Here is a 26,234-nt window from a genome sequence, read left to right on the forward strand (position 1 = left end):
TTATAAGTAAAAATACATATTACATAGACTATTGACAGTTCTTGTTAATAACAGAGGCTGTAATCCACCTTCTTCGTAAAAAATACTGTTGTAGTATGTTTGTCGTGCGGAACGTGGGATATAAATGAGCTATAATATGTATTACTTATTGACAAAAATTGACATAAATAAATGCTAGAAACATCACTAAACTTATCCCCTATCTCTATGGCAGCAAGCTTTCAGGCACTTTCTGACCCATTAAGAATTAAAATATTAGAACTGTTGCTTAAACAAGAGCTATGTGTATGTGATATATGCGATCGCCTCCAAGTTTCTCAGTCCAAATTGTCTTTTCATCTCAAAAATCTCAAAGAAGCTTCTTTAGTTAAAAGTCGCCAGGATGGTCGTTGGATATATTACAGTCTTAATTTATCTCAATTTGAAAATTTAGAAAAGTACCTATCAGAATATAAAAAATTTAGCCCTTTAGCAGCTAACCCTTGTGCCAATAATGGTTAACCGCAATACCTGGTAAAAATACTTTGTATCCGGTCTGAAAATCATAGCAATACTAATATCATTATCCGTTTAATTAACAATTAACAATTAACAATTAACAACCAAAAAACACTCTATCCTATCCTATTTTTACCTTTTCTCTATTTTATTGTTTCCCATAGTCTATACTAAGTCTCATGCTTGACATACTCCCGGCATCAAATCACAGTAACGCAATGGGGGATTCTCATCATTGATGATTCTACGCTCTAAGAATAAAAATTAGACATCAGTTGAAAAAGATATAGACTTTTTGCCCATAGTAGGGAACACTTAACAGGGAAAAGGGAATAGGTTTTCACGACCGAAGCAGCTCAAATGAAATTACCGAAAAGCGACGTTGGAGTAGTCAATATAGCACTATAAGTATAGATAGCTAGATTATATTTTATTCCACATTCCGCACTTCAATTTGTAACATGAAAATTAGTATAAAATCCGTAGCTTGCTTAGGTATTTATACTATATAAATTGTTTTCATTTACCTTGATCGGGAGTCAAATTCCCAGTTAAATATTAAGCATAAATACTTACTAAATCCTTGACTTCTATTGACCACTATAATTTTCTTCTTACTTTTGACTTTTAACTTTTAATTTTTGAATTTTGACTTAGATTTTTATGCTACATTTTGTCGTGCGGAATGTGGGTTTTATTATTCCAAATAATGACCTGATTTTCTGGTCAATAGCATCCCCTTAGCTGCGCCACGAGCTGTCGCTTTACAAAGGGATAAAAAGTTTGGAACTTCCCGTAGGGTGGGATGAGACGGCGGAGCAGCTCTATAAGAACAGGTTTTCTTTTCCTACAGTCCTAAAAGGAACGCCATATCCAATTGACCAACAGAAAAGAAAATTCAGTATAGTACTGTGCCCAGGCAACAGGGGGAATAAAAAACCGTTTGCGTAAGCATTCCGTAGGAATCATATAAGATTTTAGCTATTGGACACCTCCTGTAATTTGTAAATATGCCAGCGCACATTGCTATATTTTCAAGCCTCCCTATTCCAGGAGCAGGTACTAATAAATGATAACTGTTAACTGATAACTGAAATGACTAACCAACAAATAGAACGAAACATTAGACTTTTACTCGAAACTCGCGAATGTCCAAATTGTTACCTAGAAGGAGCCAGACTTGGAGGCGTAAATCTAGGAGGGGCCAATCTTGGAGAAGCAAAATTACCAGTAGCTAACCTAGCAGGAGCAAAGTTAGGAGGAGCTAACCTAGGAGGAGCTAACCTAGGAGGAGCTTACTTAGGAGGAGCTTACTTAGGAGGAGCGAACTTAGGAGGAGCTTACTTGGAAGGTGCCAATTTAGAAGGAGCTTACTTAGGAGGAGCGAACTTAGGAGGAGCTTACTTGGAAGGTGCCAATTTAGCAGGAGCAAATCTAGAAGGTGCCAATTTAGGAGGAGCAAACCTTGAAGGAGCTAGTATAGAAGGGGCACTCCTCAGTGGTGCAATTATGCCAGATGGCGCAAGACATGAGTAAGTGAAATTAGGTGCGTGGATGGTTCTGCTGTCACGTTGCTATGAATGGTTTTCCCTACTTTTGCCGGGAATTGTCGGGCTTAATGTATCTGAAGTTTAGTAATTCTCATGCTTGTTTTTGTTTAATTTGAGCAAGAGTGTGGAGAATACTTGCTTCATCCTAAATCTAATCAGGATGAATGGCCTTCAAAATTATGCATCCTATACATTTTGTTAAGTGGATATATAAAAAAGTCCATTCTTACAGAATACCAATATCAGTAATTTTAGTTTCTGGTGGAGCAATTCTGAGTTTATTATTTTTCAGGTACTTAGGAGCATTACAGCGACTAGAGCTATTTGTATTTGATGGGATGGTGCGTCTGGGGCCTGATGAAGTTTCTGACCCCAGATTATTAATAGTAGAGCTTACTGAAGAAGATATACAGCATTTAGGACAGTGGCCAATATCCGATAGAAATTTAGCAGATGTTTTAGCCTCTCTACAAGAGCATCAACCAAAAGTAATAGGTGTAGATTTATACCGAGATGTTCCTAAATATCCTGGTTATACAAAATTAGTAGAACAGCTACAGAAACCAAATGTTTTTGGTATTACTTTTATTGGCGATCGATCTGTGAGTACAATACCGCCACCTCCTAGTATCCCAAAGGAAAGAATAGGCTTTAATAATATTCCTCTTGATCCAGATGGTGTAGTTCGTCGCTATTCATTATTTATTAATAATGATGAAGAAACAATGGTAGCGTTTGCTTTACATTTAGCCCTCGCTTATCTCCAAAAATATGAAATAATTCCTCAGATAACTGAAAATAACGAATACCAATTAGGTGACGCAATATTTAAAAAATTACAACCAAACTCTGGAGGATATCAACACATCGACGCTCAAGGATATCCAATTTTAATTAATTATCGTAATTCTCAATCTATAGCTCCAAAAATTACAATCAAAGATGTTTTATTAGGTAATTTTGACCCCGAATTAGTTAAAAACAAAATTGTGATAATTGGTAATACGGCTCCTAGTAGCAACGACTTTTCTTTTACTCCTTACAGTTTTGCTCAGTTAGACTTGTTAAAGTCAAAGATGTCAGGAGTAGAAATTCATGCCCAAGCTACCAGTCAAATTATTAGTGCAGTTCTTGACGAGCAAAAGCTATTTTGGTACTGGGATGAATCAACGGAAATACTATGGATTTTCAGTTGGTCAATGGTTGGTGGTAGTATTGCTTGGTATATCAGACGACCTTTAATTTTGCTGCTAGTTAATTATCTAGTTTTAGGAGTTTTAGTAGCTATTAGTTATGGCATTTTTATCAATATGGGATGGATACCTGTAGTAGCACCAATATTAGGAATAGTTATGACAAGTGGGGTAGTAATAGTCTACAAAATTCAGGAATCATGGCAACAACAAAATATGGTGATGAAATTATTAGGTCAACAAACTTCTCCAGAGATTGCTCATGCTCTTTGGCAAGAACGTTCATATCTGATTAATAGTGGAATTTTACCTCCAAAAACAGTTACAGCAACAATTTTATTTACTGACCTAAAAAACTTTAGTACTATCTCTGAAAAAAAAACTTCAGAAGCTTTAATGAATTGGTTGAATGAATATCTGAGTGCCATGACAGATATTGTCATAAATCATCACGGAATAGTCAACAAATTTACTGGAGATGGAGTTATGGCAGTATTTGGAATACCAGTACCTCGTACCAGCGTTGAAGAGATTGCTATAGATGCACAAAATGCAGTTAATTGTGCTTTAGCAATGAGTCAACATCTATCACAATTAAATCAAAAATGGCAACAACAAAATTCTCCAGAATTAAAAATGCGTGTAGGAATTTATACTGGAACTGTCACAGTTGGTAGTTTAGGTGGAAAAAATCGCTTAGAATATGGAGTAATTGGGGATGGTGTCAATATTGCTTCTCGCTTAGAAAGTTTTGATAAAGAACGTCATCCAGGAATTTGTCGCATTTTGATTGCTCAGGAAACTTTGGAATATTTAGATAAAAGATTTTCAGTAGAACCCTGGGGGGATTTAAATTTAAAAGGAAAAAAAATACCAGTAAATGTATACTTAGTTACTGGGAAAAACTATTTTTAAATTAACCATAAACAACAAATAATTTAAAATTTTCACTCCTTATCAATGTTGCTATTTTTCTACAACCAAAAAAATATATTAGGGCTTGCTGAATAAAGTATGAGTGGTAAGGGTAGGAGTCAGAATTTCCGGTCATGCTTCGCAAACAGAATTCAGGAGTTATAACAATTCCCTCTTTTCTGGAGATGTCTATTGATCAACACTCTAGTGCAGAATTGCATAAGTAAGTATATGAGTAGAAATAAATGTAATATACTGCATCCGAACTAGGAATATTTGGGAGCAAGTTGTGAGGAAAGCAATCGTAACTATGGGATTATTTTCCTGGCTTACTCTGCAAACATACCTCGCTTCGGAAATTTTAGATTTAATTTCACTTACCTACTTCAATAATCAGTTAAAATCATGTTAAAAAGTTGATTCTACAAGCGTAAGTATTCAGCTATTAGCTGTTAGCTATCAGCAACAAGACTCTCTCCTTAAGGACAGTGTCTAAATTGAAATAGACTTTAAGGACAAGGGAGTCAACTTTTGTAGTAAGACAATTAAATATTGCTTTTATCCTAAACTAAAAGCAATAGCTGATAGCTGAAGTCCGCAGTTCCTCTGGTAGGAGGCTGGCTGACGGCTGAATGCTTACCTACAAGCTTTATTCCCTTCTGGTTCCTCCATTATAAAAAATTAATAAATGTTTACTACAAATAGCTAGGGTATTTCTTAGGAGTCAACCCACCCCTAACTGCTCCCAGGAGGAGAAGTCAGGAGTCAGAATAAATAGCTTCGATGCCATTTCTTAGTTTATAACTTATCTTATTAGCCAAAGGGACATCTTCTATAAAGTCTTTTTATCCCTCTTTTTTAAAATTGGTATTATACCTTCTTGCAATAGCTACTGATACAATTCATAAATAGATAAACTATAATAGTAATTAAGTAATTAAAACATTTACCCAAAACAAAAAAGGAATTCAGAATATGTATCTACAAAATTTCCGTTTTTCTATTACTCTCAAAACTATGGTTTTGACATTAGTTTTAGGATTATTTACTACTTCTTTTCCCAGCAGTACATCGGCAAATCCTACTAACTCTGCTAGTTCAACTAATGGTAAAGCAGATACTACTCTAGGTATTTTGAAAAATACCTTAGCAAATATTACTCCTAGAGTCGAAGGCGGTTCAACAGGTACTTATGGTGGAGGATCGCGAGGACAAGATAATTGTATAGATGAAAATCAAAAACCTCTAACTCCTCTAATTCCCAAGATAAATCAAAGACAAGAATTAACCCTAGTAACCTTAGCCTCACATCCAACAATTTATATGTATGTGCCAGAAAACACAGCTATAGCTGGAGAATTTATCTTGAAAGACTCTAGTCAAAAAATAGTTTATGAAAAGCTAATACCAGTGTCAAATAGTCAGGGCATTATACCTATTAAAATTCCCAAAAATCAACCAGAATTAAAAGTAGGCGAAAATTATAACTTGACATTCTCTTTAAGCTGCGAAGGAAGTGGTTATGGAACTGTTGTTCAAAGCTCAATTAAAAGAGTTAATCCCAACCCAAATTTGACACAAGAACTACAGCAAAAATCAGAGAGCGACCGCTGGTTAATTTATTCGGACACAGGTATATGGCACGAAAAACTGGATGCCTTAGCAGAAAAAATTAGTTCTAATCCAAACGATAAAAAACTTAAATCAGAATGGCAAAATCTGCTCAATTCAGTAGGTTTAAATGATGTAGCTACAGAGCCATTAAATTCAACTAATTAGCAAATTAATTCCATAGTTCTAATTAGTCAGATAACCCAATAACTCAACAAATAATACCATTTCTCAAAAACTTTTCTACATTTTATTGAGTAGGGGATTAGGGTAGAAGTAGACATCATAATAATTAATGCGCTCTAGGGTTCTAATTATCAAAAAGGTGATTTTTCTCATATTATTTACTTAATATATTGAAGCGCCACCTAAGTATAGTATTACTTTTGGTAATTAGTATCAGGTATGGATAAGGATAAATATTTTGGAATTACTAGAAAAATATCTGTTAGAAAACTAGGTATCACATCTAAATTTAATTAAAACCTTTTTCTAACAGTCATTCAATTTTAAATGTTTATCAAGCATCTCTATGAATCAAGCAACTAAGTTAAACATAAGTATCAAAGATGCCTAATAAACACTCAAAAAAATCATCCCAAAACACTCCGTAGTCATAATCGATGTTAAATGAAAATTAGATAAAAATCTGATAAGACTACGATTAAAATCAAGGTTTGTACCTCTATATACAAGTATCATATAAATTAATACCAACGATTATTGTAAACTCTGTATATAGATGAATAACCTAGAACAAGAAACAAAAAAAAAGCCAAAATTAAACAAGCTACTCAAACCACTCTTAATAGTTTTTGTAGTTGCAACTCTCCTTGTTATTGCTCATAAATTTAACGCTCAACAACTCTTGATCGATGCCTTAGATTGGATCAAAACTCTTGGCCCTTGGGGTCCCATAGCTTTTATCATTATTTATATCCTGGCCACAGTTTTATTCCTTCCAGGCTCACTACTAACCTTGGGCGCAGGTTTTTTATTCGGCCCGATTTTCGGTTCTATCTACGTTTCTGTTGCTTCCACTATTGGTGCAACTTGTGCCTTCCTAGTAGGTCGCTATCTGGCGCGAGGTTGGGTTTCTCAGCAGATAGAAGGAAATGAAAACTTTAAGGCCATTGATGAAGCAGTAGCTGACGAGGGATGGAAAATCGTTGGACTAACTCGCTTATCTCCTATTTTTCCTTTTAACCTACTCAACTATGCTTTTGGCCTAACCCAAGTATCTTTACCAGATTATTTTTTCGCTTCTTGGATTGGGATGATGCCAGGAACAGTAATGTATGTATATCTTGGTTCCCTAGCTAGCAGTTTAGCAACTTTGGGCACAGAAGGAAGAACGCGCACTAAAGAAGAATGGATTCTTTATGGAGTAGGTTTAATAGCTACAGTTGCAGTAACTCTTTATGTGACAAAAATTGCTAAAAAAGCTCTACAAAAGAAATTATAGTTGTCAATAGGAGTCAACGATTCAGTAAGTATTTAGGGTTTGCGTATGGAAAGTTTTTTTACTGGGGTAGGAGACAGGAGACAACCCACCCCTCGCCCCTCCCAGGAGGGGGACAGGAGAAATGGGGAATGTAGAGGAGGCAGTAGGAAGAATTATCCCTTAATTTTTCTGCCATAGTCAGTCCAAAATCCGCTCCTTTTTGAGCTGCCGGAAGACGAAAACCTTGTACTTTTTCAAGACCTAAAAAGGCCAATACCAATATCAGTCAATGCTTTGATATTTAATCAGCAAGCCCTATTTATTATTAATATTTAACTGAGAATTTGGCTCCCGATCAAGGTCATTTCAGTTATCAGTTATCAGTACCTCTAGTTGAAGCAAGAGGCTTGACATAAGGAATATGTTCTTTTTTTTATCCCCTTAAACATACATTCCGCACGACAAAACGTAGCATAAAAATATAAGTCAAAAGTAAGAAGTAAGAAGTAATAAGTAAGAAGTAAGAAGTAATAAGTAAGAAGTAATAAGATAAGAAGTAAGAAGTAATAAGAAAATTATAGTGGTCAATAGGAATCAATAATTCAGTAAGTATTTATGCTTAATATTTAACTGAGAATTTGACTTTTGAGAAGTAATTTATACTATATAAATATTTACCAATAATAGAAATTACATACTACTTTTAATGTTACAAATTGACGTGCGGAATGTGGGTTACAAATTGAAGTGCGGAATGTGGGCTTAAAAGGGGAGACTTTAGACCACAATTTTTCGGTAAATGAAGATCATTTATATAGTATAAATACTTAGAGCTTGCTGATTAAATATCAAAGCATTGACTAATATAAGTTGTAGCATTTTTTGGCTCAATTAGTCTAAAAATGCTAATATTTTTCCCCTGACTATCAGAAAATTTGGCCGTAGTAGATAGTCTCAACTGTTGCCTGTTGCCTTTCGGAGCTGTTGCCTATCATCACCATCAGACTTTTGAGCGCAAACCCTAATTAATTGAATTATAAATCGCTATAATTTATGACCAAAGAATAGGTTCAATAATTGATAATTGATAATTACCTCTCCCTAAAAGCTATCCATTATAAGCAAAATTCTTTACAAAAGTGGATAATGCCTATTATCAAAAGCTTACGAGCATTTTGTTGGTTTTACAAGCTTTGACAAATTGACTAACTTGTGTACTCCTAAAAGTTGTTTTTTGTCGTTGCGATCGTAACGACACTAGGAGCTTTCAGACTCTAATTCATCAAATGATATTTTTGTCAAGTTTTATGTTAAGTAAAGATGTTTATAAAGCATAGCCCTAAAAGGAAGAGGATTGAATAAAAGGAAAATTTTTTCTCTCTTGGTTGATTGGATATGGCGAAGAGACCTCGCCATCCCTCGACAGCTTGTTTCTCCTTTAAAGAAGAGGATTTTTACCTTAATTATTCGGTAAATACTATTTCTTGATGTGGCGCGAGCTGTCGCTCTACTTTACAAGGGGATGAAAAGCGGTCGAGGGATGGGGAGTTTTTGGAGCAATATAATCGACTAAGAGAAAGTAAACTTCAGCAGTCGGTACTGATAACTGATATAGCGTTTCTCAAAAAGCGTGAGATACAGTTGTTTTTCTTTTTTTCTATCCCCTGTTTCTCGAATTACTACTCCCTACTCCCTACTCCCTACTCCCTAAAACAAACGAATGCGCGTACCTCACTAATATGATAATTGCTATAACTGATAACTGATAACTGATAACTGAAATGACTCTCAAAGCTATTTTATTCGATTTTAATGGTGTAATTATTAATGATGAATTTCTCCATGAAAAATTAATAGAACAAGTATTAATTGATGAAAATTTGTTACTTAGACCAGGAGAATACAACCAATTCTGTTTAGGAAGAAGCGATAGTGCTTGTTTAGAAGGAATACTTACAGAAAGAGGTAGATATATTAATGAAGGATATTTAGACCAGCTAATTAAACGTAAAGCTCTAGCTTATCAACAACAATTAGAAAGTCTTGAAGAGTTGCCAATTTATTCAGATACGATAGATTTTATTTCTCAGGTCGCTCAAGCTAATCTGAAAATGGCTGTAGTTAGTGGCGCTCTTCGATCCGAAGTAGAATTAGTCTTAAATAAAGCTAATTTAATTGATTTTTTTAAGACAATTATTGCTGGAGATGATGTAAAAGCTAGTAAGCCAAAACCCGATGCTTATTTGTTGGCAGTAAATATTCTAAATCAACAATATCCAGACATGAATCTACATCCTTCAGAATGTTTAGTAATAGAAGATACTTTTGCCGGAATTGAAGCAGCTAAACTCGCAGGAATGTCTGTAGTTGGTGTCGCCCATACTTATCCTTTTCATATGCTCCAGCGTTTGGCCAACTGGTGTGTAGATTATCTATCCGACCTTGAATTGGACAGAATACAAAAAATTTATCAACAAATTAATTCTTATTAATTCAGGACTTACGCAAAGGCACTATTTATAGGGTCCAGTAACTATTGGACAATAGTTTTGAGTACTATATATAGGGTATCTGCGTAAGTCCTATAATTCTTAGATATTTGTATAGAAGAATACTGTTTTTTTAGACGAAATATCACTAACTTCGCCCAAAAATATGTCAATCAACTTAACTTTAATTTTCGTTCCGATCAAATAGCCATGAAACCTTTTGAGTCCCATCAAAAATAAGTAAAGAACAACATCGGTTTGTAAAGAGATTGGTAATAATTGTAACTTATTGTGTTGAACTGCCTCTGATATTAGTAGATTTCAGTTACTATTTAATTAAATATAAAAGAATAGTTAAGAAAGCATAAGATTGGGAATATATGTGCTTTGGGCTACGTCCAGATTACTAACTAGCCTGTACCAATCTGCCAAAAAGATGATTATTTATACTAATAAGGAGATTCTATGACTCCCACAATGTTGCGTCAGGTTTGGTCTTTAATAGAAAACTCCCAAGCTACAACCTTAATATCTCTAGATGATGCGACCCTGGTTCAGTGGTTAATCAAACAGTTGAAAACTAGAAATTCCCTAAATGGCAGGGAAGCAGATTTAATTAACGAATATATCCAGTCTCGGCTATCTTTAATTAGGGATTTAGCTGAAGAACGTTTGGGCAGCGAACCTTCACCATCGGTATAGTCAAAGTTCTACAGAAATATAGTCTTATATATTCAAATAATGTCAAATATAAGTAGAAACTATTTAGCTAAATATATAGTCATTCTGAATAAGACTGGAACACCTTTTTAGCTGAAACTCTTTCAAGGTAAGAAACCCTGGTCTCAATCTTAAACTGGAATGACTATAGCTAAGAAATAATTGCTTAGGGCATAGACTAATGACAAATCTTAGACTAGAAAATGTTTTTCCAACTTTTGCCTGTTGCCTGTTGCCTGTTCCCTGCTAAATGTCGAAAGTATTTGCTTGAAGTCCTCCAGAAGCGATCGCCAAGTTAAACCTTATGGTACTTTTGAATAGGTTATTTTTCCCAGATCAAAAAAATCATAATTAACTATGAAAAAGTCCTTATCTCTGTTAATAGCAACTGTGTTGATGGTACTACCATTAACAGCCTGTGAAGAAGAAAGTCAACAAGCCACCAGCCGTCTAGATATAGTCAAAGAGCGTGGTCAATTAAACTGTGGGGTAGAAGGAGCTATACCAGGATTTAGCTTTGTAGACCAAAATGGCAATTACTCAGGGATAGATGTGGATATCTGCAAGGCAGTAGCAGCAGCTTTATTTAATGATCCAAATGCTGTGGAATATCGTAACCTAGATTCAACTGAGCGTTTCACAGCTCTTAATGGTGGAGAAGTAGATATGCTTTCTCGAAACACTACTTGGACAGTAAGTCGAGATACCACTGTAGGTCTAGAGTTTGCCCCCACAACATTTTATGATGGTCAAGGGATGATGGTTCGTACTGATAGTGGGATTAATTCTTTAGAGGGTTTGCAAGGCAAATCAATTTGTGTCGAAGCAGGTACAACAACAGAACTAAACTTAACAGACAATCTCCGTAAACGAAACATCGAAGCTGAGACTTTAACATTTCAACAAGCAGATCCAGCTTATGCTGCTTATGCAGAAGGGCGTTGTGATGGAATGACTTCTGATAAATCTCAGTTATTGGGTCGTCGTAGTACTTTACCTAATCCAGGTACTCATACCATTCTAGATGTTACTATGTCCAAGGAACCTTTGGGTCCTGTGACGAAAAATAATGATTCAGCTTGGTTTGACGTGGTTAAGTGGGTAACTTACGCTTTGATAGAAGCAGAAGAGTTAGGTATTACCCAAGCAAATGTAGATGACCTAAAGCAAAATTCTGAGGACCCTACAATCAAACGGTTTTTAGGAGTAGAGGGAGACCTGGGCGAAGGTTTGGGTTTGAGTAATGATTTTGCTTATAGAGTTATTAAGCAAGTAGGCAACTATGGTGAAATTTATGGCCGTAACTTAGGAGAACAATCTCAATTTAAGTTACCTCGCGGTCAAAATAATTTATGGACAAATGGTGGATTACTTTATTCTCCTCCATTCCGTTAAAAATTAATAGCCGTAAAAAACGATTAAAGATTTGGGAATTAATCTACACTTTTTCCCAAATCTTTATACTAGAAGGAAGAAGGAAGAAGGAAGGAGGAAGGAGTGAAAAAAAATAATGTAGGGATGTTCCACAGAAAGTCTTTACCGAATAATTAAGATTTAAAACTTTTCTAATGTCCCACGGGATGTCGCCCTACCAAGGAAAAAAAGAAAAAAACTTTTTATCGTAGAAGGAAGAAGAAAAAAGCAGAAGGACGTTGTGATAGGATAACCTCCGATAAATCTTAGTTATAGTTACTAAATCTATAGAAAAATATTCCTAGACAAGTGTTTTAATTAAGTGTTACCTTAATGGGGTGAACTACAACACCCTCTATCCCATTGCTAAAAGCGTTTGGGACTACTTTTCGCATCGGTGTTTAAACTTCCATTGACATCAGCATTGTATTTGACACCATTTGAAGCTTTATAAAGTCCTCTTTTGACTCGTTTACCACTAAATCTGTGTTTTACACCTTTTTGATAAACTGGTAAGTCGTCCCAGTCTAAAAAACTAGCTTTTGATGTATAACTTTCTTCATTAATTATTACTTTTATGCCTACTAATTTGCCTTTGTATTTTAGTTGTTCAATTAACTTAAAAAAAGGAATTTGAACAAAATTTTGATTATTTTTTCGACCAAGATTTATGCCTTGTTTCCAGTTAGGATTATTTCCTATTACTAAAATTCCTATCTGATTTACGATCAGACGATTAATAATATACCTGCTAGGGCGTGTCATCAATTAAAAAATTGACAAAATTGGTATTGTATGGTCTACGTCAATGGCGATCGCTATGCTAATAAAATGACTGAGGCTACCAAATAAATCCCTCCCAGGAAGTTAACCGAACGTTTATCGTATCTAGTAGCGATATAGCTGCCGCTAGGCTCCGCCAACGCTCGATACTGTTTAAGTTTGGCGAAAAAATTTTCGATCAGATGACGTGCTTTGTACAATATCTCATCGTAGTTACGGAGTTCTTTTCGGTTTTTTTTCGGGGGAATTACTACTTCTATTCCTCTGTGAGTTAAAGGCTCAATCACTCTATCGTGAGCATCATAAGCTTTATCAGCCAAAACTGCTTCAGCTTCTACCATCGGTAGTAAAACATCTGCTCCATCTAAGTCACTGGCTTGGCCTGGAGTTAAAAAAAATTAGTGGGATTACCCAGAGCAGTTATAGTCGATGGGAGGTATTATCCTCCGCACCTCTACTTCAGAACCGGACGTGCGACTTTCACCGCATCACGGCTCCTAGCAATCTGTGGTAACATCTCAGTTAGAGACAAAATCCGTTGACTAGGACTAAACCAGGTCAAGGTTTAGCTGATCCTAATCTTCCACCGTCTCAGTCAGGGAGTGCCTTTAGCCTACCGCCTTGGAGTTACTTACCTCTGTGTCGTCTTGCACTCGACTTTCGCCTGGGCAATTTCAGGCTAAAGGTTTTTACCCTGTACGCATAGGTTGGGTGCTTCACTCTCAGGTGTCTAAGCTTCATCACCCTTCCTTTGTGGTTTCTAGATTGCCGGGGGTAATTTCGTTCCCCCATCCTACCCGATAGCAAGGTTTCCGAGCTTTCCTCCTACGGACCAACTAACCTGCTTTGGTCAGACTTGCGTATCGTTTTTCCTCGTTCCGAGTTACAGATTGTGATGACGGTTTAGGGCTGTCCATTTCGCCTACACGATCCCCAGGGATGCGTCTAACAGTAGAATTTAACGCGGGAATGCTCGTGTGCGGTCAGGAGATTTTTGGAGTGACTCCTTGCCGTGGGGTAAGACGCTTTTTCAGGACATTCCGTAATGTACCCATGCCGTCTCCCCATTACCCCCAGTGTGCCTATCACTATACGCTCTGGTTGGGGCCTGATGCCAGCTTCGCTCTGTCAGTGAAAAGGTCTGACTCGGCGTGGCCAGGTCGGGAGTCCGTTGTCCCCTAACGGGCTGGATTCTCACCAGCATCCGTAACTCAGTTATCTAACAGGCTCTTCTTTGGTGGCCTCGCTTATTGCAGGCTCTTCCGCTGTGGCCTCGTATTTGCCCTATTCATACCCCTCTAGTTGCTAGAGGCTCCTAATAGGAACGAGTCGCACTCTACTACTCCATGTATTTTTGTACTCAATCCTCCTTTGCTACGGCCAATATGTTCCTGTTGTGCACTACTTTCTTTCGCTCCTGCACTATGCTGATGAGCACGAACAATAGTGGAATCGATCATGGCATATTCATTATCTGCATCCTCAGCTAAAGCATGAAATACTGTTTCCCAAACCCCTGAGTGGCTCCAACGACTAAAACGGGTATGGATAACCCGGAAGTCCCCAAATCTTCCTGGTAAGTCTCTCCAAGGAATTCCTGCTCTATATCTGTATAAAACAGCTTCCACAAAGAGGCGATTGTATGCATGCTGTCCTTCCTGCGGTCCCTTCGCGCCCTGGTAGTAAATTTTGAATCCGTTCCCATTGATCGTCCCGCAAGCCATAACGTCTGGTCATTGAAAGAGTCCTTTTTTGTTATTCCTGTAATTATTCTTCATTAAGCATACTATACCTCTATTGAGCAGGGGACCCACCCCTCGCCCCTCCCCCTCCCAGGAGGGGAACTAGGGGAGTGGGTAGGGACGTTGCATTCAACATCCGCACAGGGAGAAGTAAAAAGTAAGAACAACAGGACTTAAGCAACGACACTATGTATAGTGTCATTTAACTATTGGACAATAGTTATGGGTACTATATATAGCGTATCTGCGTAAGTCCTAAACAATTAACATTAACTGGGCTATTATTAGCAAAAAAGTAACTCTACCTGTTTTGATTAATTAATAACTGAAGTCTTAGAGCTGATTTATAAACTTCGCCCAAAGTCTTATATTACCTAGCTTTTAGCAATTAGGAATTTAATTGACAAAAATCCTGTAAGCTAGTTATAGCAGGTGATTCAGCGTCTTAAGATTTACTTTATAAATCAGCTCTTACCCAAGTATAGCGTTACTTTTAGGAATTGGTATTATACCAATTTGAAAAAAGAATGCTACAAAAAGGTAGACCTCGATCAGATATGCTTAAAAATAGCGAGTCTAGTTCATTTTAGATAGTTATTTATATCGTTTTTCCATTTTTTTTAAATATTTATCCCTTCTTCCTTATTTCGCAGGGACGTTGCATGCAACGTCCCTACCATTTGTAACAAACATTTATCAAATTGGTATTAGAGGTACTGATAACTGATAACTGATAACTGATAACTGATAACTGATAACTGAAATGATTGACGAGGAAAATCAAAAAATTCCACTATGGCGAGATGAAAGATTTTGGCGCATTGCCTTACAAGTTATTGCTATAGTAATTTTTGTTGCGGTTGTAGCTATAATGATTAGCAATCTTAACCGTAATTTAGTACAACAAGGTACAAAATTTGGATTTAGTTTTCTAGGAAACGAAGCTGGATTTAGTATTAGTGAAAGTCTTATTCCCTACAAAGCAAAAGACCCCTATACTCAAGTATTATTAGCAGGTTTTATTAATTCCCTGCGAGTAATGATTTTGGGAATTTTCTTCACAACAATAGTCGGAATATTAGCAGGAATTACTAGCTTTTCCGAAAACTGGTTGCTGCGAAATTTGAATCGAGTTTATGTAGAAGTTGTTAGAAATACCCCTCTACTATTACAGTTGTTTTTCTGGTATTTTGCAGTTTTTTTCACTCTCCCTAAACCAGAAGAAAAATTAGAATTACCAGGACCAATATTTATGAGTAAACGAGGAATATCTATTCCTTGGCCGGAAAATACTCAGAATGTCTGGTTATGGTTAATAGTATTAGTTGTGGGAGCGATCGCTACTATATTTATTTGGCAGTGGCGCAATAAGTTAATGACGGAAAAAGCTACCTCTGGTCAACCTCAACTTATCGCTGTAATTAGTATTGGAATTATCGAATTATTAATTGTTATATTTGCTCTAGGTTGGCAAGCACCTACAGCAACAGAAACAGGAGCAACAGAAGGGGGATTAAATTTAACATTAGAACTGTCAGCTTTACTGGTAGGATTAGTATTTTATACAGGTGCATTTATTGCTGAAATTGTTCGTTCCGGTATTCAAGCAGTGCCAAAAGGACAATGGGAAGCAGCAAGGTCTTTAGGATTAAAATCAAGTTTAGTAATGAGATTGGTGATTTTTCCCCAAGCATTAAGGGTAATGATTCCACCATTAAATAGCCAATATATGAACTTAGCAAAAAACTCTAGTTTAGCAATAGCTATTGGTTATCCAGATTTATATTCCGTTGCTAATACTACTTATAATCAAACAGGTCGTCCAGTAGAAGTATTTATCCTCATTATGGCAGTTTACCTTTCTATAAATTTGATAATTTCATTGTCTATGAATTTCTTAAATAAAAGCGTTCAACTCAAAGAAAGATAACAAAACAATTAATAATTAATAATTAATAATTAATAATTAATAATTAATTATTAATTATTACCGAATAATTAAGGTTTAAAGCCTTTCCTTTAAAGGAGAAACAAGAAAAAATTTTCCTTTTATTCAATCCTCTCTCTAAAAGGAAGAGGTAATTAGGGTCTGCTGAAAAAGTCTTTTAGTAGGAGTAGGAGACAGGAGAAACGGGGAATGAGCGAGGAGGTAGGAGTAAGAATTGCCCCTTAATTTTTCTGCCCAAATCTTGACCAAAATCCTAAATTTTGAACTATTACCACTTAAAACTTCGCACTTTTTGATACTTAAAAATGCTAAAACCTTTATCTATAAAGACTTTTAGATTTAATCAGCAAGCCCTAATTATCAATTATCAATTATCAATTATTGAACTCTCCTTACCTCACAATAATAATGGCAATGCACCACTACCGAAAAATCCTCCCATCTCCCTAACTCCTCCATTCCCCTTGAAGATTTTGGACTGAAAACCAGGCAGTTTTTTCAACCCTAAAAAGGCTTTAGCCAATATCAGTCAATGCTTTGAGATTCGATCGTTCAGCAATTAACAATTAACAATTAATAATTAATAATTACTTCTTATTAAAATGGATAGGATTGACTAAAATGATTTTTTTTATTTTGTCCCCTATCCAAGGGAAGGCTTCAAGGCGTGAATTGTTGAATTAATAATTATTAACTATCAACTCTTAATTAGGGTTTGCTGAAAAAGTCTTTTTGTAGAGGTAGGGAGTAGGGAGTAGTTAGGAGTTAAGAGAGATAGGAGTGAAAGAGGAGTTGGCCACAAAAAGAGTAAAAATGATTTTTCTATCATCATAGAGCCAAAAATGCTCAATTTTTGAACCTCAGTAGTCCAAAAGTTCGCACTTTTTGATACCTCAAAACCCTAAAACCAATATCATTCAATGCTTCTATATTTAATCAGCAAGCCCTAATTATTAATTATTAATTATTAATTATTCATTATTCGGTATACCCTAATTATATGAAAACAATTAATACTCATAAATTATCAGCACCCCCATTTCAGGAAAATAACCCTATAGAATGGCTAAAACAAAACTTTTTTAGTACCTGGTACAACACCTTATTAACTATCATCTTACTCAGCATTATTACCAAGGGAATAACAGGTTTTATCTCCTGGGCAATAACTCAAGCAGAATGGGAAGTAATCAAAGTTAACTTGCCATTATTAATGGTAGGTAGATATCCTAAAGACCAATATTGGCGCATCTGGTTAATAGTTGGTATAATTTCTAGTTTATCTGGTTTTTCTTGGGGAATTATTGCCAGAAATTCAGCCACATTATTTTCCCAACCAGTATTAATTTTTCTAGCTGTTATACCTGCCATATTGTTATTGATTCCAGTAACAACCCCATTCAAACTATTACTAATAGGAACAGTTATTTTAGTTATTAGTACTGCTTGGGTAGGAAAAAAATTAAGCAAAAAAAATCCAAATATAGGTAAATCTATATCTTTTATTTGGTTTATAGCCTTTATCTTAACTATCTGGTTAATCGGAGGAGGATTAGGTTTAAAATCTGTACCTACAAATGACTGGGGAGGTTTAATGTTAACTATACTAATGGCTATAGTTAGCATTTTTCTATCTTTTCCTCTAGGAATTTTATTAGCTTTAGGCAGACAAAGTAAATTACCAGTAATAAAAATATTTTCTATTGGTTATATTGAAATTATCCGAGGACTACCTTTAATCTCAATCTTATTTATGGGGCAAATTATGATTCCCCTATTTCTACCAGATGGAATGCGACCAGATAGAATTTTACGAGCAATATTAGGATTAACTTTATTTAGTTCAGCTTACCTAGCAGAAAATATTAGAGGTGGTTTACAGTCTGTACCTAGAGGTCAAACAGAAGCAGCCAAAGCATTAGGTTTCAACACTCCATTAGTATTAGGATTAATTGTGTTACCTCAAGCATTAAAAGTTGCTATTCCGTCAATTGTAGGTCAGTTTATTAGTCTATTTCAGGATACAACTTTATTATCAATTGTCGGATTATCAGAATTGTTACGCATGAGTCGTTCAATCTTAGCTCAACCACAATTTTTAGGAGATTATGCAGAAGTTTATTTATTTAACGGCATACTTTTTTGGATTATTTGTTATGCCATGTCAATTGGTAGTCGGCAGTTAGAAAAAACATTAAATACCGATCATTAACAAAAACAAAAGTAGTCAAAAGTTATCTATCGATCCCTTCAAATCAGCATTTACAGCAATTGCGCTTTGTGGTATAGTTCAAACTATGATCCTACTCAACTACACTTATCGAATTTATCCCGACCAAAAACAAGTCGAGTTATTGAATGAATGGCTCAAAACTTGTCGTAGTGCCTATAACTATGCTCTTAGAGAACTTAAGGATTGGATTGCTTCCAGAAAATGTCCAATAGATAAGTGTAGTTTGGACAGTGAGTATATTATGAATGCTGATTACCCATTCCCTGGATATCAGCAACAGCAAAACAATCTCCCCAAGGCTAAGAAAGAGTTTCCGCGACTAGCTGCAGTTCCTTCTCAGGTATTGCAGACAACTATCCGAAGATTGCACGATGCTTGGGACTTTTTCCAGAACAGAGGTTATGGATTTCCTCGCTTCAAAAAGTACGGACAAATGAAGTCCATGTTGTTTCCTCAATTTAAAGTCAATCCGATTACAGGATGGCTTCTCAAACTCCCTAAATTAGGAAAAGTCCAAATCAACTTGCATCGTCCAATACCTGAAGGTTTTATTGTCAAGCAGGTCAGGATACTAAAGAAGGCAATGGGGTGGTTCGCTGTAATTACTATTCAATCTGATATTTCTATTCCAGAACCCCTACCCCACAGGCATTTCGTCGGGGTAGATGTAGGACTGGATAAATACCTGGCGACCAGTGATGGCTTCGTAGAACCTGGACGAAAATTTTTCCAGACAGAGCATAGTCGGCTGAAAGTGCTACAACGCAGATTGTCTAAGAAAAAGAAACGTTCTGCTAACTACGAGAAAGCCAGGATTAAAGTAGAGAAACAGCATAATCATATTGCATTCAGACGCAAAGACTATCAGTTCAAATTAGCCCATCAATTATGCAACATGGCTGAGACTATCTTCGTTGAAGACATAGATTTTAGAACCATGGCTAAAGGTTTCTTGGGCAAACATACTGTTGATGCAGGTTTTGGACAGTTTAGGAGTATTTTATTTTATGTTGGGAAACAGCGGGGAGTATACGTTGCTCAAGTAGACCACAAAGGTACTTCTCAAACTTGCCCAAACTGCCGTAGTCTAGTCAGAAAAGAACTCTCTAATAGATGGCATAGCTGTCCAGAATGCAAATATGAGGCTGATAGAGACGTAGCTTCAGCACAGGAAATATGTAACCGAGGTTATGAGCAACTTAGTACCCAGGGACTCTGGGGGCAAGAAATGGGCTGTCAAGTCGGGCTGTCGGGGACTTTTTGTCTAGACAAGTGGCGCAGGGCAGCAATGTCTAACAGCGATGTTGGAAGCTCGCGCTGTACCTCCTAGAGGTCAGCGTCGAGAGGATGTCACACTGATAATGCTCTTTAGACAGGGAAATATTTTTCCTACTGTTCCCTGTTCCCTATTCCCTATTCCCTTCTATGACAGAAACAAAAACCAAACAAACTGAAGCACAAATAAATTCTGATTTAGCAATAGTTGCTAGAGATGTTCAAAAGTGGTACAGCAATAATTTTCACGTCCTCCGTGGAGTAAGTCTCACAGTAAAACGTGGAGAAGTAGTAGTAATTATGGGGCCAAGTGGCTCAGGTAAATCTACTTTTATCCGTACTTTTAATGCTTTAGAAGAATATCAAAAAGGTAGCATTATTATTGATGACATCAGTTTATCCCACGACTTGAAAAATATTGAGGCAATTAGGCGAGATGTAGGAATGGTATTTCAGCAGTTTAATTTATTTCCACATCTCACAGTTTTGCAAAATGTTACCTTAGCCCCAATATGGGTGCGTCGATGGCCAAAAGTTAAAGCGGAAGAAGTGGCAATGCAACTTTTGGAAAGAGTGGGTATTTTGGAACAGGCAAAAAAATTTCCCGGTCAACTTTCTGGCGGTCAGCAGCAAAGGGTGGCGATCGCCCGTGCTTTAGCTATGCAGCCAAAAATTATGTTGTTTGATGAACCGACTTCTGCATTAGATCCAGAGATGGTGCGAGAAGTTTTGGATGTAATGCGAAATTTAGCAGATTCGGGAATGACAATGGTGGTTGTGACTCACGAAGTAGGGTTTGCCAGGGAGGTGGCAGACCGGATCGTGTTAATGGCTGATGGGTTATTGGTAGAGGAGGCGACCCCAGAAGAATTTTTTCAAAACCCGAAGGAAGAGCGCACGCGCCAATTTTTGTCACAGATTTTGTAGGTTTCAAAAAGCTGGAATTGAGAAAATATGCCTTTTAGCACTCTCGCCTTCAGAAGCGCAGAAGAAATGGAATGGATTTGATTTAATCATCAATTTCATTTTATGAAGCTCAAAAAATATAAGGGTTGTATCTCGGAAAAAATGGTGATAATCTGAGAATAGAATTATATATTGGGGTGTGTTCGCCCCTACGCATGACTTTTTATTCAACTAAAAAAAACAGAGCCACAACCAAATATAATCAATTGCGCTGTCAAACTTAGATAACGCTAGATTTTCCTTTTTCCTTGTTCCCTGTTCATTTTCTGAAGCGCAAAAAAAGATGAGGGTTGTATTTCAGAAAAAATCGTGATAATCTAAGAGAAGAATTATATATTGGGGTGCGTTCGCCCCTACACATGACTTTTTATTCAACTAAAAAAACAGAGCAAAAACCAAATATCAATCAATTGCGCTGTCAAACTCAGACAAAGCAATATTTTTCCCTCTTCCTTCTTCCCTCTTCCTTCTTCCCTTAATGCCTAAACAACAATCAACACAAATAAGAATAGTATTAGTAGAGCCAGCCGGACCACTAAATGTTGGTTCTATAGCCCGGATTATGAAAAACATGGGCTTCCATCACCTAGTTTTAGTTAATCCTCAATGCGACCCCCATGGACTAGAAGCCAGAAAAATGGCAGTTCATGCCCCAGAAATCTTAGAAACAGCCACCATAGTTCAAACATTACCTGAAGCACTAAAAGGATGTCAAAGAGCGATCGCCACAACATCCCTAGACCGTTCATTACCCACCCAGCTAGAAAACCCCCGACATACCCTACCTTGGCTATTAGGATATCCAGCAGCCTTAATATTTGGAAGAGAAGACCGAGGCTTAACTAATGTAGAATTAAACTATGCCCAAAGATTTGTCCGTATTCCATCAGATGATACCTATCCTTCACTAAATCTAGCTCAAGCAGTAGCTATCTGTTGTTATGAGCTATATCAGTTGCAAACCATAGCACTGAACGACCAACAAAATCAGGATAGTCCACCCATCCCCGCTCCTAACTTAGAAGCTCCAATAGATTTAATAGAAGCATATTATCAGGATCTAGAAACCCTGCTACTGAAAATAGGTTATCTTTATCCCCATACAGCATCTAGTAGGATGGAAAAAATTCGTCGTCTATTCAACCGTGCCTATCCCTCTACTGAAGAAGTAGCAATGTTACGCGGAATGATTAGGCAAACGAATTGGGCACTTTCTAGTCATTGTGAAAATGATAATTAGGGTTTGCTGAAAAAGTCTTATGGGTGAAGGTAGGAGACAGGAGACAGGAGACAGGAGGAACGGGGAACTATAGAGGAGATAGGAGAAAGAATTGCCCCTTAATTTTTTCGCCCTTGTTTCCTGAAAATGCACTCCTTTTTGAACTTGAGCAACCTAAAAGCTTTAACTTTTTTCGACCCAAAAAATGCTTTAGCCTTTATTTGGCAATGCTTTGATAATTAATCAGCAAACCCTAATTAATCTATTTTTCCTGGGTATTCTGTTCATATATAAATGGCTGAATGGAAATATCTGAGTCCAAGTTACAGAAGCTTGTAAAAATCTTCTGGATTTATCTGTAAAGTGTTTTTTTGTCTAGAATAGGTAAAAATAGTTACTACTTGCGCTAAAGTAATAGATATAGATAACTTACCTAAATCATAGGCGATCGAGCAAAGTTAATACTTGATGAAGTTAGTTTTTTAGTACTAACCCATCTAAGTCAATATTATTAATAATATTAATCATGTCACAACCTATGAGAAATCAAATAATTATCTGTATTTTCTCTTAGTATTGAAATTTTTTGCTCGATTGTTTGTTCCTGATATGACTTTTTATTTTTGTGAAATGGAATAAATAAATATACCTCTTACAAAACTGAAAGTCCAATAAATTTTTATGCAGAAATAGTCAATTTTTGTTGATTTTGATTTACTTCTGTTCGATAAACAAAATTATAGTTATAAATTAAGGTGTTTGGAGTGGTTCAGAGATTTCCTAGTCCATCAATTCTTTCAGTAGTATCATCCCCTACTAGGCCAGACTCTCAATCGAAGCAATCTAGTAGTAGACAGAATCATCCCGTGCAACCCCAGCTACCCCTAAAAAGAAGGCGCAATGTAGCTAAATTTCCTCTGCCACCCTCTGAGGAACCTCATTTAAGGCCAGTCCCCCCAAAAAAGAAATTTGTTGCATCTAGAGCACTAAAAACAGAAATTCCTAAATTTCAATCTCACAGAGCTAAACGTAGCCGAAGAGACGAACTGGCTAGATTAAGGTCCATTGCAGAACAACAACCCAAACCATCTACTCGACCCCAAAAACGGCCAGAAAAAGCTCAATCTTTTATTTCTCAGCCACCACTGCAACAAAAGTCCCCACTCACAAGTCGTAAACGCTCTTTGTCTTCTTCTGTAGTGTTGTACGCAACTCGGATGTTAATTTTGGGTATGGGAATAGCGGTAATTAGTGGAACATTGTTATCAATGTTGAAGCCTGGAAGTAGTTCTAGTCTCCTTTCTCAAGCAGCAGATGTAGAATCAAATCAAGAATGGAAATCACCATCCATTGTACCTTTAGCAGTACAACAAACTAGAGAAATTACAGCTTTGAAAACAGAGCTAGATACAGTCATCGCAGAATATCCAAAACTCACGCCAGGAATATTTCTGATTGATGTTGATACTGGTGCTTATCTAGATATTAATGGAAATGTTGCTATTGCAGCAGCTAGTACGATTAAAGTGCCAATCTTAGTAGCTTTTTTTCAAGCTGTGGATCAAGGCCGCATCAAGCTAGATGATATGTTGACAATGGAGGAATCTCATGTAGCTGAGGGTTCGGGAGATATGCAGTTCCGCAGACCAGGTACTAAATATACGGCTTTGCAAACAGCGACAAAAATGATCGTGATTAGCGATAATACTGCAACCAATATGTTGATTGAAGCACTTGGCGGATCTGAAGTTTTGAATCAGTTATTTCAGAGTTGGGGTTTGAAGAATACTATTATTAATGACTCCTTACCAGACCTCTCTGGCACTAATACAACAAGTCCCAAGGATTTGATCGATTTAATTTCACAGGTAAATCAAGGGGGGTTGGTATCTCTAAAGTCTCGCGATCGCTTGTTTAGAATTATGGAGAGGACTAAAAATGATTCATTGTTACCTCGGGGTATAGATAGGGGTAGTATTATTGCTCACAAAACAGGCAACCTAAAGTCTGTATTAGCAGATGTGGGTATGATTGACTTACTCAATGGCAAACGCTATTTATTAGCTGTACTTGTGAAGCGTCCAGATGAGGAACAAACAGCCATAAACTTGATTCGTGATGTATCTAAAAAAACTTATCAATATCTTGAATCTTCAGAGCAGTAGTTGTTTGTTATTAATAGGATTTACGCAGATACGCTATATATAGCGCTTAAAACTATTGTCCAATAGAATTTACACTCTATAAATAGTGCCTTTGCGTAAGTCCTGCTTAAATTAATATTATGGAATTATTTAGGAAATTTAGTATAAAAACTAAGTAGAACACTGTGAATACAGGTTAGGATATTTTACAAAAGAACTAGCGGGACGTTAAAAGCCCCCTTAAATGGTGCAGCGAATATACTCCGTAAAGTAGAGGCACAATTAGGTCTAAACCTAGTCAAGGTCTGTAGGCAAGTTTTGACCCTTGCTACCAGGTTTTATATCTGGGAAACCAAAACTAAAAAAGCTACGATATGTTGCTAATGCCCATATTGTAGCAACAGTTGGGAATCCCCGTGCTTTTAAGCCGGGGAAAGGTCAACATTCTCTCTCTTTGTGTATGTTCCTTTTCGACTCAAGTAACTTGTCGTCAGAATTGGAATAGTACTATATCTCTTAGTCAAAGCTAGCTTGACATTGATTAACTATTTTTAAGAGTAGCTAAAATTATTGACCAAGCAAAATTAAAATGCTAAACTACGGATATAATAATCAAGCCAAAGTTTAAGTAAATTGCCAAAAATAGGTCCTAATAAAGATTAATAGGGCAGAAGATAAGTAGTTAAAACTAATTAATAATTGAAAAAACTCAAGGAGTGTGATGGAAAAATGGAAAACATGATGGAATATCGGAAGTTAGATCCAGGCTTAGTAAATGTCCTGAATAAAATGCCTGGATCGCATAAACAGCCAGTTGAAGTGTTTGTTCGCACAACGGAAGTTCCAAATAAAAAAGAGGCGAGTTTTTTAAAAGAACTAGGGGTTAGAGGGCTAAATCATCAGCGGTGTACTTTTACAGCCAGGCTTTCAGCAGAAGCAGTTACAGAATTATCTCATCAGCCTTGGATACATAACCTCAAGTTAGCAAGAAAGATGCGTTTGGCTTGAGTTGGTATTGATATTCAATATTACCATTTTCTTTTTAAAACTTTGGCGATCGCTTATTTTCCAGAACATAAAGATAGAGCGATCGCTGTTTTGATAGGTTATATCATGTTCGGTTAAATACTTAATATTTTGGAGATAAAGAAAGCAGAGGGCAGAAGGCAGAAGGCAAAAGGGAATATTGGTTCAAAGAGATAAGGTTTTTATAACTGATTATCCGTTAGCGTAGCTCCCCTGGAGGGGGAACATGATATTAGTTCTTATCAGGACTTACGCAAATTATTAGACAATACGCTATCCATAAGGAGCGAATGACATTCGCCCCTACTATATATGGCGGTTATGCGTAAGTCCTGCTTATATCTATCTGTACGCCGTGTGCAACTTTTTTCAACCGACGAGATTTAGGGAGTTTTGAGAACTAGACTTTCTGCTAAAGATCCAGAAACCTTGATTATTTCGTAGAAAGTGGCACATCACGTATCTGTCTAAATCTCTTTGACTACTCCCCGCAGCTTTTGCCGAGGGGATTCTAAGTTGATACTACACAACAGGATAAATCCTTGTTACTTCGTTTCTCATGATTCTGACCAAAGATATATTATTTGGGGACAAGTCAAAGTGCCCTTACACAGTCGGCTTAAGTATAAACCTAGCTTTCTGCTGACTTTTGTATATCCAGATAATAGCACAGGACAACTAAAGTTGTCTAGTCTAAACGACTCGCTTGTTTTCATCCCCCGGTTAAAACACGGGGGCTTTCAACGTCGCTTTTCGGTAATTAATTTAGAACTGCTAAATTAATATAGAATCCAGTTATACAATATATGTTGATAATTCTATCCACACTTTAATATTTAACCTCCCCATCTCTCTATCTCTCCCCATTATAATAATAAGTATTCAAGAGGATTTGATATTACCGAATAATTAATAATTAAATAATTAGGGTTTGCTGAAAAAGTCTTTTTGCGCTCGACAGGGAGTAGGGAGTAGGGAGTAGGGAGTAGTGAAAACTCAAGAGTCAAGAGGAATCAGGGGTTGTAGAAGACATACAAAGGAAAAATTATCCCAGGCCCAAGTCTA

The 26,234-nt window shown here is 36.6% G+C and carries 18 protein-coding genes and 2 pseudogenes; 16 read left to right on the top strand and 4 right to left on the bottom strand.

Annotated elements, in window-relative coordinates; genetic code table 11:
• The first annotated feature begins 171 nt into the window (after positions 1–171).
• The 8 genes from F6K54_RS07410 to F6K54_RS07445 all read left to right on the top strand — a co-directional run bounded on the left by F6K54_RS07410 (position 172) and on the right by F6K54_RS07445 (position 11,815).
• A complete protein-coding gene (locus F6K54_RS07410; RefSeq protein ID WP_293076071.1) occupies positions 172–501 on the top strand; it encodes a helix-turn-helix transcriptional regulator in 330 nt (109 codons plus the stop codon).
• Between the two features lie 1,092 nt (positions 502–1,593).
• The gene (locus tag F6K54_RS07415) at positions 1,594–2,034 is read left to right on the top strand and encodes a pentapeptide repeat-containing protein (protein ID WP_293076073.1); all 441 of its coding nucleotides are present in this window, start codon (positions 1,594–1,596) and stop codon (positions 2,032–2,034) included.
• A gap of 193 nt (positions 2,035–2,227) precedes the next feature.
• Positions 2,228–4,156 carry an adenylate/guanylate cyclase domain-containing protein gene (locus tag F6K54_RS07420; protein WP_293076075.1) on the top strand — a complete coding sequence of 643 codons (1,929 nt, stop codon included), beginning with the start codon at positions 2,228–2,230 and terminating at the stop codon, positions 4,154–4,156.
• A 975-nt stretch (positions 4,157–5,131) separates the two neighbouring features.
• Entirely contained in the window at positions 5,132–5,935 is an 804-nt protein-coding gene (locus tag F6K54_RS07425; RefSeq protein ID WP_293076077.1) for a DUF928 domain-containing protein, read from the top strand.
• Between the two features lie 574 nt (positions 5,936–6,509).
• Entirely contained in the window at positions 6,510–7,232 is a 723-nt protein-coding gene (locus tag F6K54_RS07430) for a TVP38/TMEM64 family protein (RefSeq protein ID WP_293076079.1), read from the top strand.
• 1,760 nt (positions 7,233–8,992) lie between these two features.
• Complete coding sequence (locus F6K54_RS07435; RefSeq protein WP_293076081.1) at positions 8,993–9,703, top strand: HAD family phosphatase; 711 nt, start codon at positions 8,993–8,995, stop codon at positions 9,701–9,703.
• Positions 9,704–10,165: 462 nt separating this feature from the next.
• On the top strand, positions 10,166–10,402 hold the full coding sequence (locus tag F6K54_RS07440; RefSeq protein WP_293076083.1) for a hypothetical protein: 237 nt from the start codon (positions 10,166–10,168) through the stop codon (positions 10,400–10,402).
• 375 nt (positions 10,403–10,777) lie between these two features.
• Entirely contained in the window at positions 10,778–11,815 is a 1,038-nt protein-coding gene (locus F6K54_RS07445) for an amino acid ABC transporter substrate-binding protein (protein ID WP_293076085.1), read from the top strand.
• A gap of 384 nt (positions 11,816–12,199) precedes the next feature.
• On the opposite strand, the gene F6K54_RS07450 is transcribed toward F6K54_RS07445, so the two are convergent.
• The 3 genes and pseudogenes from F6K54_RS07450 to F6K54_RS07460 form a co-directional block, all read right to left on the bottom strand.
• The gene (locus F6K54_RS07450) at positions 12,200–12,598 is read right to left on the bottom strand and encodes an IS200/IS605 family accessory protein TnpB-related protein (protein ID WP_293076087.1); all 399 of its coding nucleotides are present in this window, start codon (positions 12,596–12,598) and stop codon (positions 12,200–12,202) included.
• Positions 12,599–12,651: 53 nt separating this feature from the next.
• Positions 12,652–13,014, bottom strand: a pseudogene (locus tag F6K54_RS07455) (transposase); the annotation flags it as partial.
• A 936-nt stretch (positions 13,015–13,950) separates the two neighbouring features.
• A pseudogene (locus F6K54_RS07460) lies at positions 13,951–14,353 on the bottom strand (IS5 family transposase); the annotation flags it as partial.
• A gap of 768 nt (positions 14,354–15,121) precedes the next feature.
• On the opposite strand from F6K54_RS07460, the gene F6K54_RS07465 reads away from it, so the two are divergent.
• The 5 genes from F6K54_RS07465 (at position 15,122) to F6K54_RS07485 (ending at position 20,741) form a co-directional block, all read left to right on the top strand.
• Entirely contained in the window at positions 15,122–16,288 is a 1,167-nt protein-coding gene (locus tag F6K54_RS07465; protein WP_293076089.1) for an amino acid ABC transporter permease, read from the top strand.
• A 323-nt stretch (positions 16,289–16,611) separates the two neighbouring features.
• Positions 16,612–16,788, top strand: a complete 177-nt coding sequence (locus tag F6K54_RS07470) for a hypothetical protein (protein ID WP_293076091.1) — start codon at positions 16,612–16,614, stop codon at positions 16,786–16,788.
• A 518-nt stretch (positions 16,789–17,306) separates the two neighbouring features.
• Positions 17,307–18,518, top strand: coding sequence for an amino acid ABC transporter permease (locus F6K54_RS07475; RefSeq protein WP_293076092.1), 1,212 nt, complete (start codon positions 17,307–17,309; stop codon positions 18,516–18,518).
• 85 nt (positions 18,519–18,603) lie between these two features.
• Positions 18,604–19,869, top strand: coding sequence for a transposase (locus F6K54_RS07480; protein ID WP_293076094.1), 1,266 nt, complete (start codon positions 18,604–18,606; stop codon positions 19,867–19,869).
• Positions 19,870–19,964: 95 nt separating this feature from the next.
• Positions 19,965–20,741 carry an amino acid ABC transporter ATP-binding protein gene (locus F6K54_RS07485; protein ID WP_293076096.1) on the top strand — a complete coding sequence of 259 codons (777 nt, stop codon included), beginning with the start codon at positions 19,965–19,967 and terminating at the stop codon, positions 20,739–20,741.
• A gap of 441 nt (positions 20,742–21,182) precedes the next feature.
• Here F6K54_RS07485 and F6K54_RS07490 read toward each other — a convergent pair whose 3' ends face one another.
• The gene (locus F6K54_RS07490) at positions 21,183–21,353 is read right to left on the bottom strand and encodes a hypothetical protein (RefSeq protein ID WP_293076104.1); all 171 of its coding nucleotides are present in this window, start codon (positions 21,351–21,353) and stop codon (positions 21,183–21,185) included.
• Between F6K54_RS07490 and F6K54_RS07495 the strand changes: the two genes are divergently transcribed.
• The 3 genes from F6K54_RS07495 to F6K54_RS07505 all read left to right on the top strand — a co-directional run bounded on the left by F6K54_RS07495 (position 21,331) and on the right by F6K54_RS07505 (position 25,151).
• Positions 21,331–22,020, top strand: a complete 690-nt coding sequence (locus F6K54_RS07495) for an RNA methyltransferase (protein WP_375341957.1) — start codon at positions 21,331–21,333, stop codon at positions 22,018–22,020. The genes F6K54_RS07490 and F6K54_RS07495 overlap by 23 nt on opposite strands.
• Before the next feature lie 743 nt (positions 22,021–22,763).
• A complete protein-coding gene (locus tag F6K54_RS07500; RefSeq protein ID WP_293076098.1) occupies positions 22,764–24,164 on the top strand; it encodes a serine hydrolase in 1,401 nt (466 codons plus the stop codon).
• A 678-nt stretch (positions 24,165–24,842) separates the two neighbouring features.
• On the top strand, positions 24,843–25,151 hold the full coding sequence (locus F6K54_RS07505; RefSeq protein ID WP_293076100.1) for a hypothetical protein: 309 nt from the start codon (positions 24,843–24,845) through the stop codon (positions 25,149–25,151).
• Positions 25,152–26,234: the final 1,083 nt, after the last annotated feature.

The organism is Okeania sp. SIO3B5 (assembly GCF_010692555.1).
Taxonomy (GTDB): domain Bacteria; phylum Cyanobacteriota; class Cyanobacteriia; order Cyanobacteriales; family Microcoleaceae; genus Okeania.

Excerpts from the sequence above, each read along its gene's own strand:
- F6K54_RS07445 (WP_293076085.1), top strand. The coding sequence starts at position 10,778 with ATGAAAAAGTCCTTATCTCTGTTAATAGCAACTGTGTTGATGGTACTA.
- F6K54_RS07440 (WP_293076083.1), top strand. The coding sequence starts at position 10,166 with ATGACTCCCACAATGTTGCGTCAGGTTTGGTCTTTAATAGAAAACTCC.
- F6K54_RS07430 (WP_293076079.1), top strand. The coding sequence starts at position 6,510 with ATGAATAACCTAGAACAAGAAACAAAAAAAAAGCCAAAATTAAACAAG.
- F6K54_RS07485 (WP_293076096.1), top strand. The coding sequence starts at position 19,965 with ATGACAGAAACAAAAACCAAACAAACTGAAGCACAAATAAATTCTGAT.
- F6K54_RS07435 (WP_293076081.1), top strand. The coding sequence starts at position 8,993 with ATGACTCTCAAAGCTATTTTATTCGATTTTAATGGTGTAATTATTAAT.
- F6K54_RS07470 (WP_293076091.1), top strand. The coding sequence starts at position 16,612 with ATGCTAAAACCTTTATCTATAAAGACTTTTAGATTTAATCAGCAAGCC.
- F6K54_RS07465 (WP_293076089.1), top strand. The coding sequence starts at position 15,122 with ATGATTGACGAGGAAAATCAAAAAATTCCACTATGGCGAGATGAAAGA.
- F6K54_RS07450 (WP_293076087.1), bottom strand. The coding sequence starts at position 12,598 with ATGACACGCCCTAGCAGGTATATTATTAATCGTCTGATCGTAAATCAG.
- F6K54_RS07475 (WP_293076092.1), top strand. The coding sequence starts at position 17,307 with ATGAAAACAATTAATACTCATAAATTATCAGCACCCCCATTTCAGGAA.
- F6K54_RS07490 (WP_293076104.1), bottom strand. The coding sequence starts at position 21,353 with ATGTTTTTCATAATCCGGGCTATAGAACCAACATTTAGTGGTCCGGCT.
- F6K54_RS07415 (WP_293076073.1), top strand. The coding sequence starts at position 1,594 with ATGACTAACCAACAAATAGAACGAAACATTAGACTTTTACTCGAAACT.
- F6K54_RS07410 (WP_293076071.1), top strand. The coding sequence starts at position 172 with ATGCTAGAAACATCACTAAACTTATCCCCTATCTCTATGGCAGCAAGC.
- F6K54_RS07420 (WP_293076075.1), top strand. The coding sequence starts at position 2,228 with ATGCATCCTATACATTTTGTTAAGTGGATATATAAAAAAGTCCATTCT.
- F6K54_RS07480 (WP_293076094.1), top strand. The coding sequence starts at position 18,604 with ATGATCCTACTCAACTACACTTATCGAATTTATCCCGACCAAAAACAA.
- F6K54_RS07425 (WP_293076077.1), top strand. The coding sequence starts at position 5,132 with ATGTATCTACAAAATTTCCGTTTTTCTATTACTCTCAAAACTATGGTT.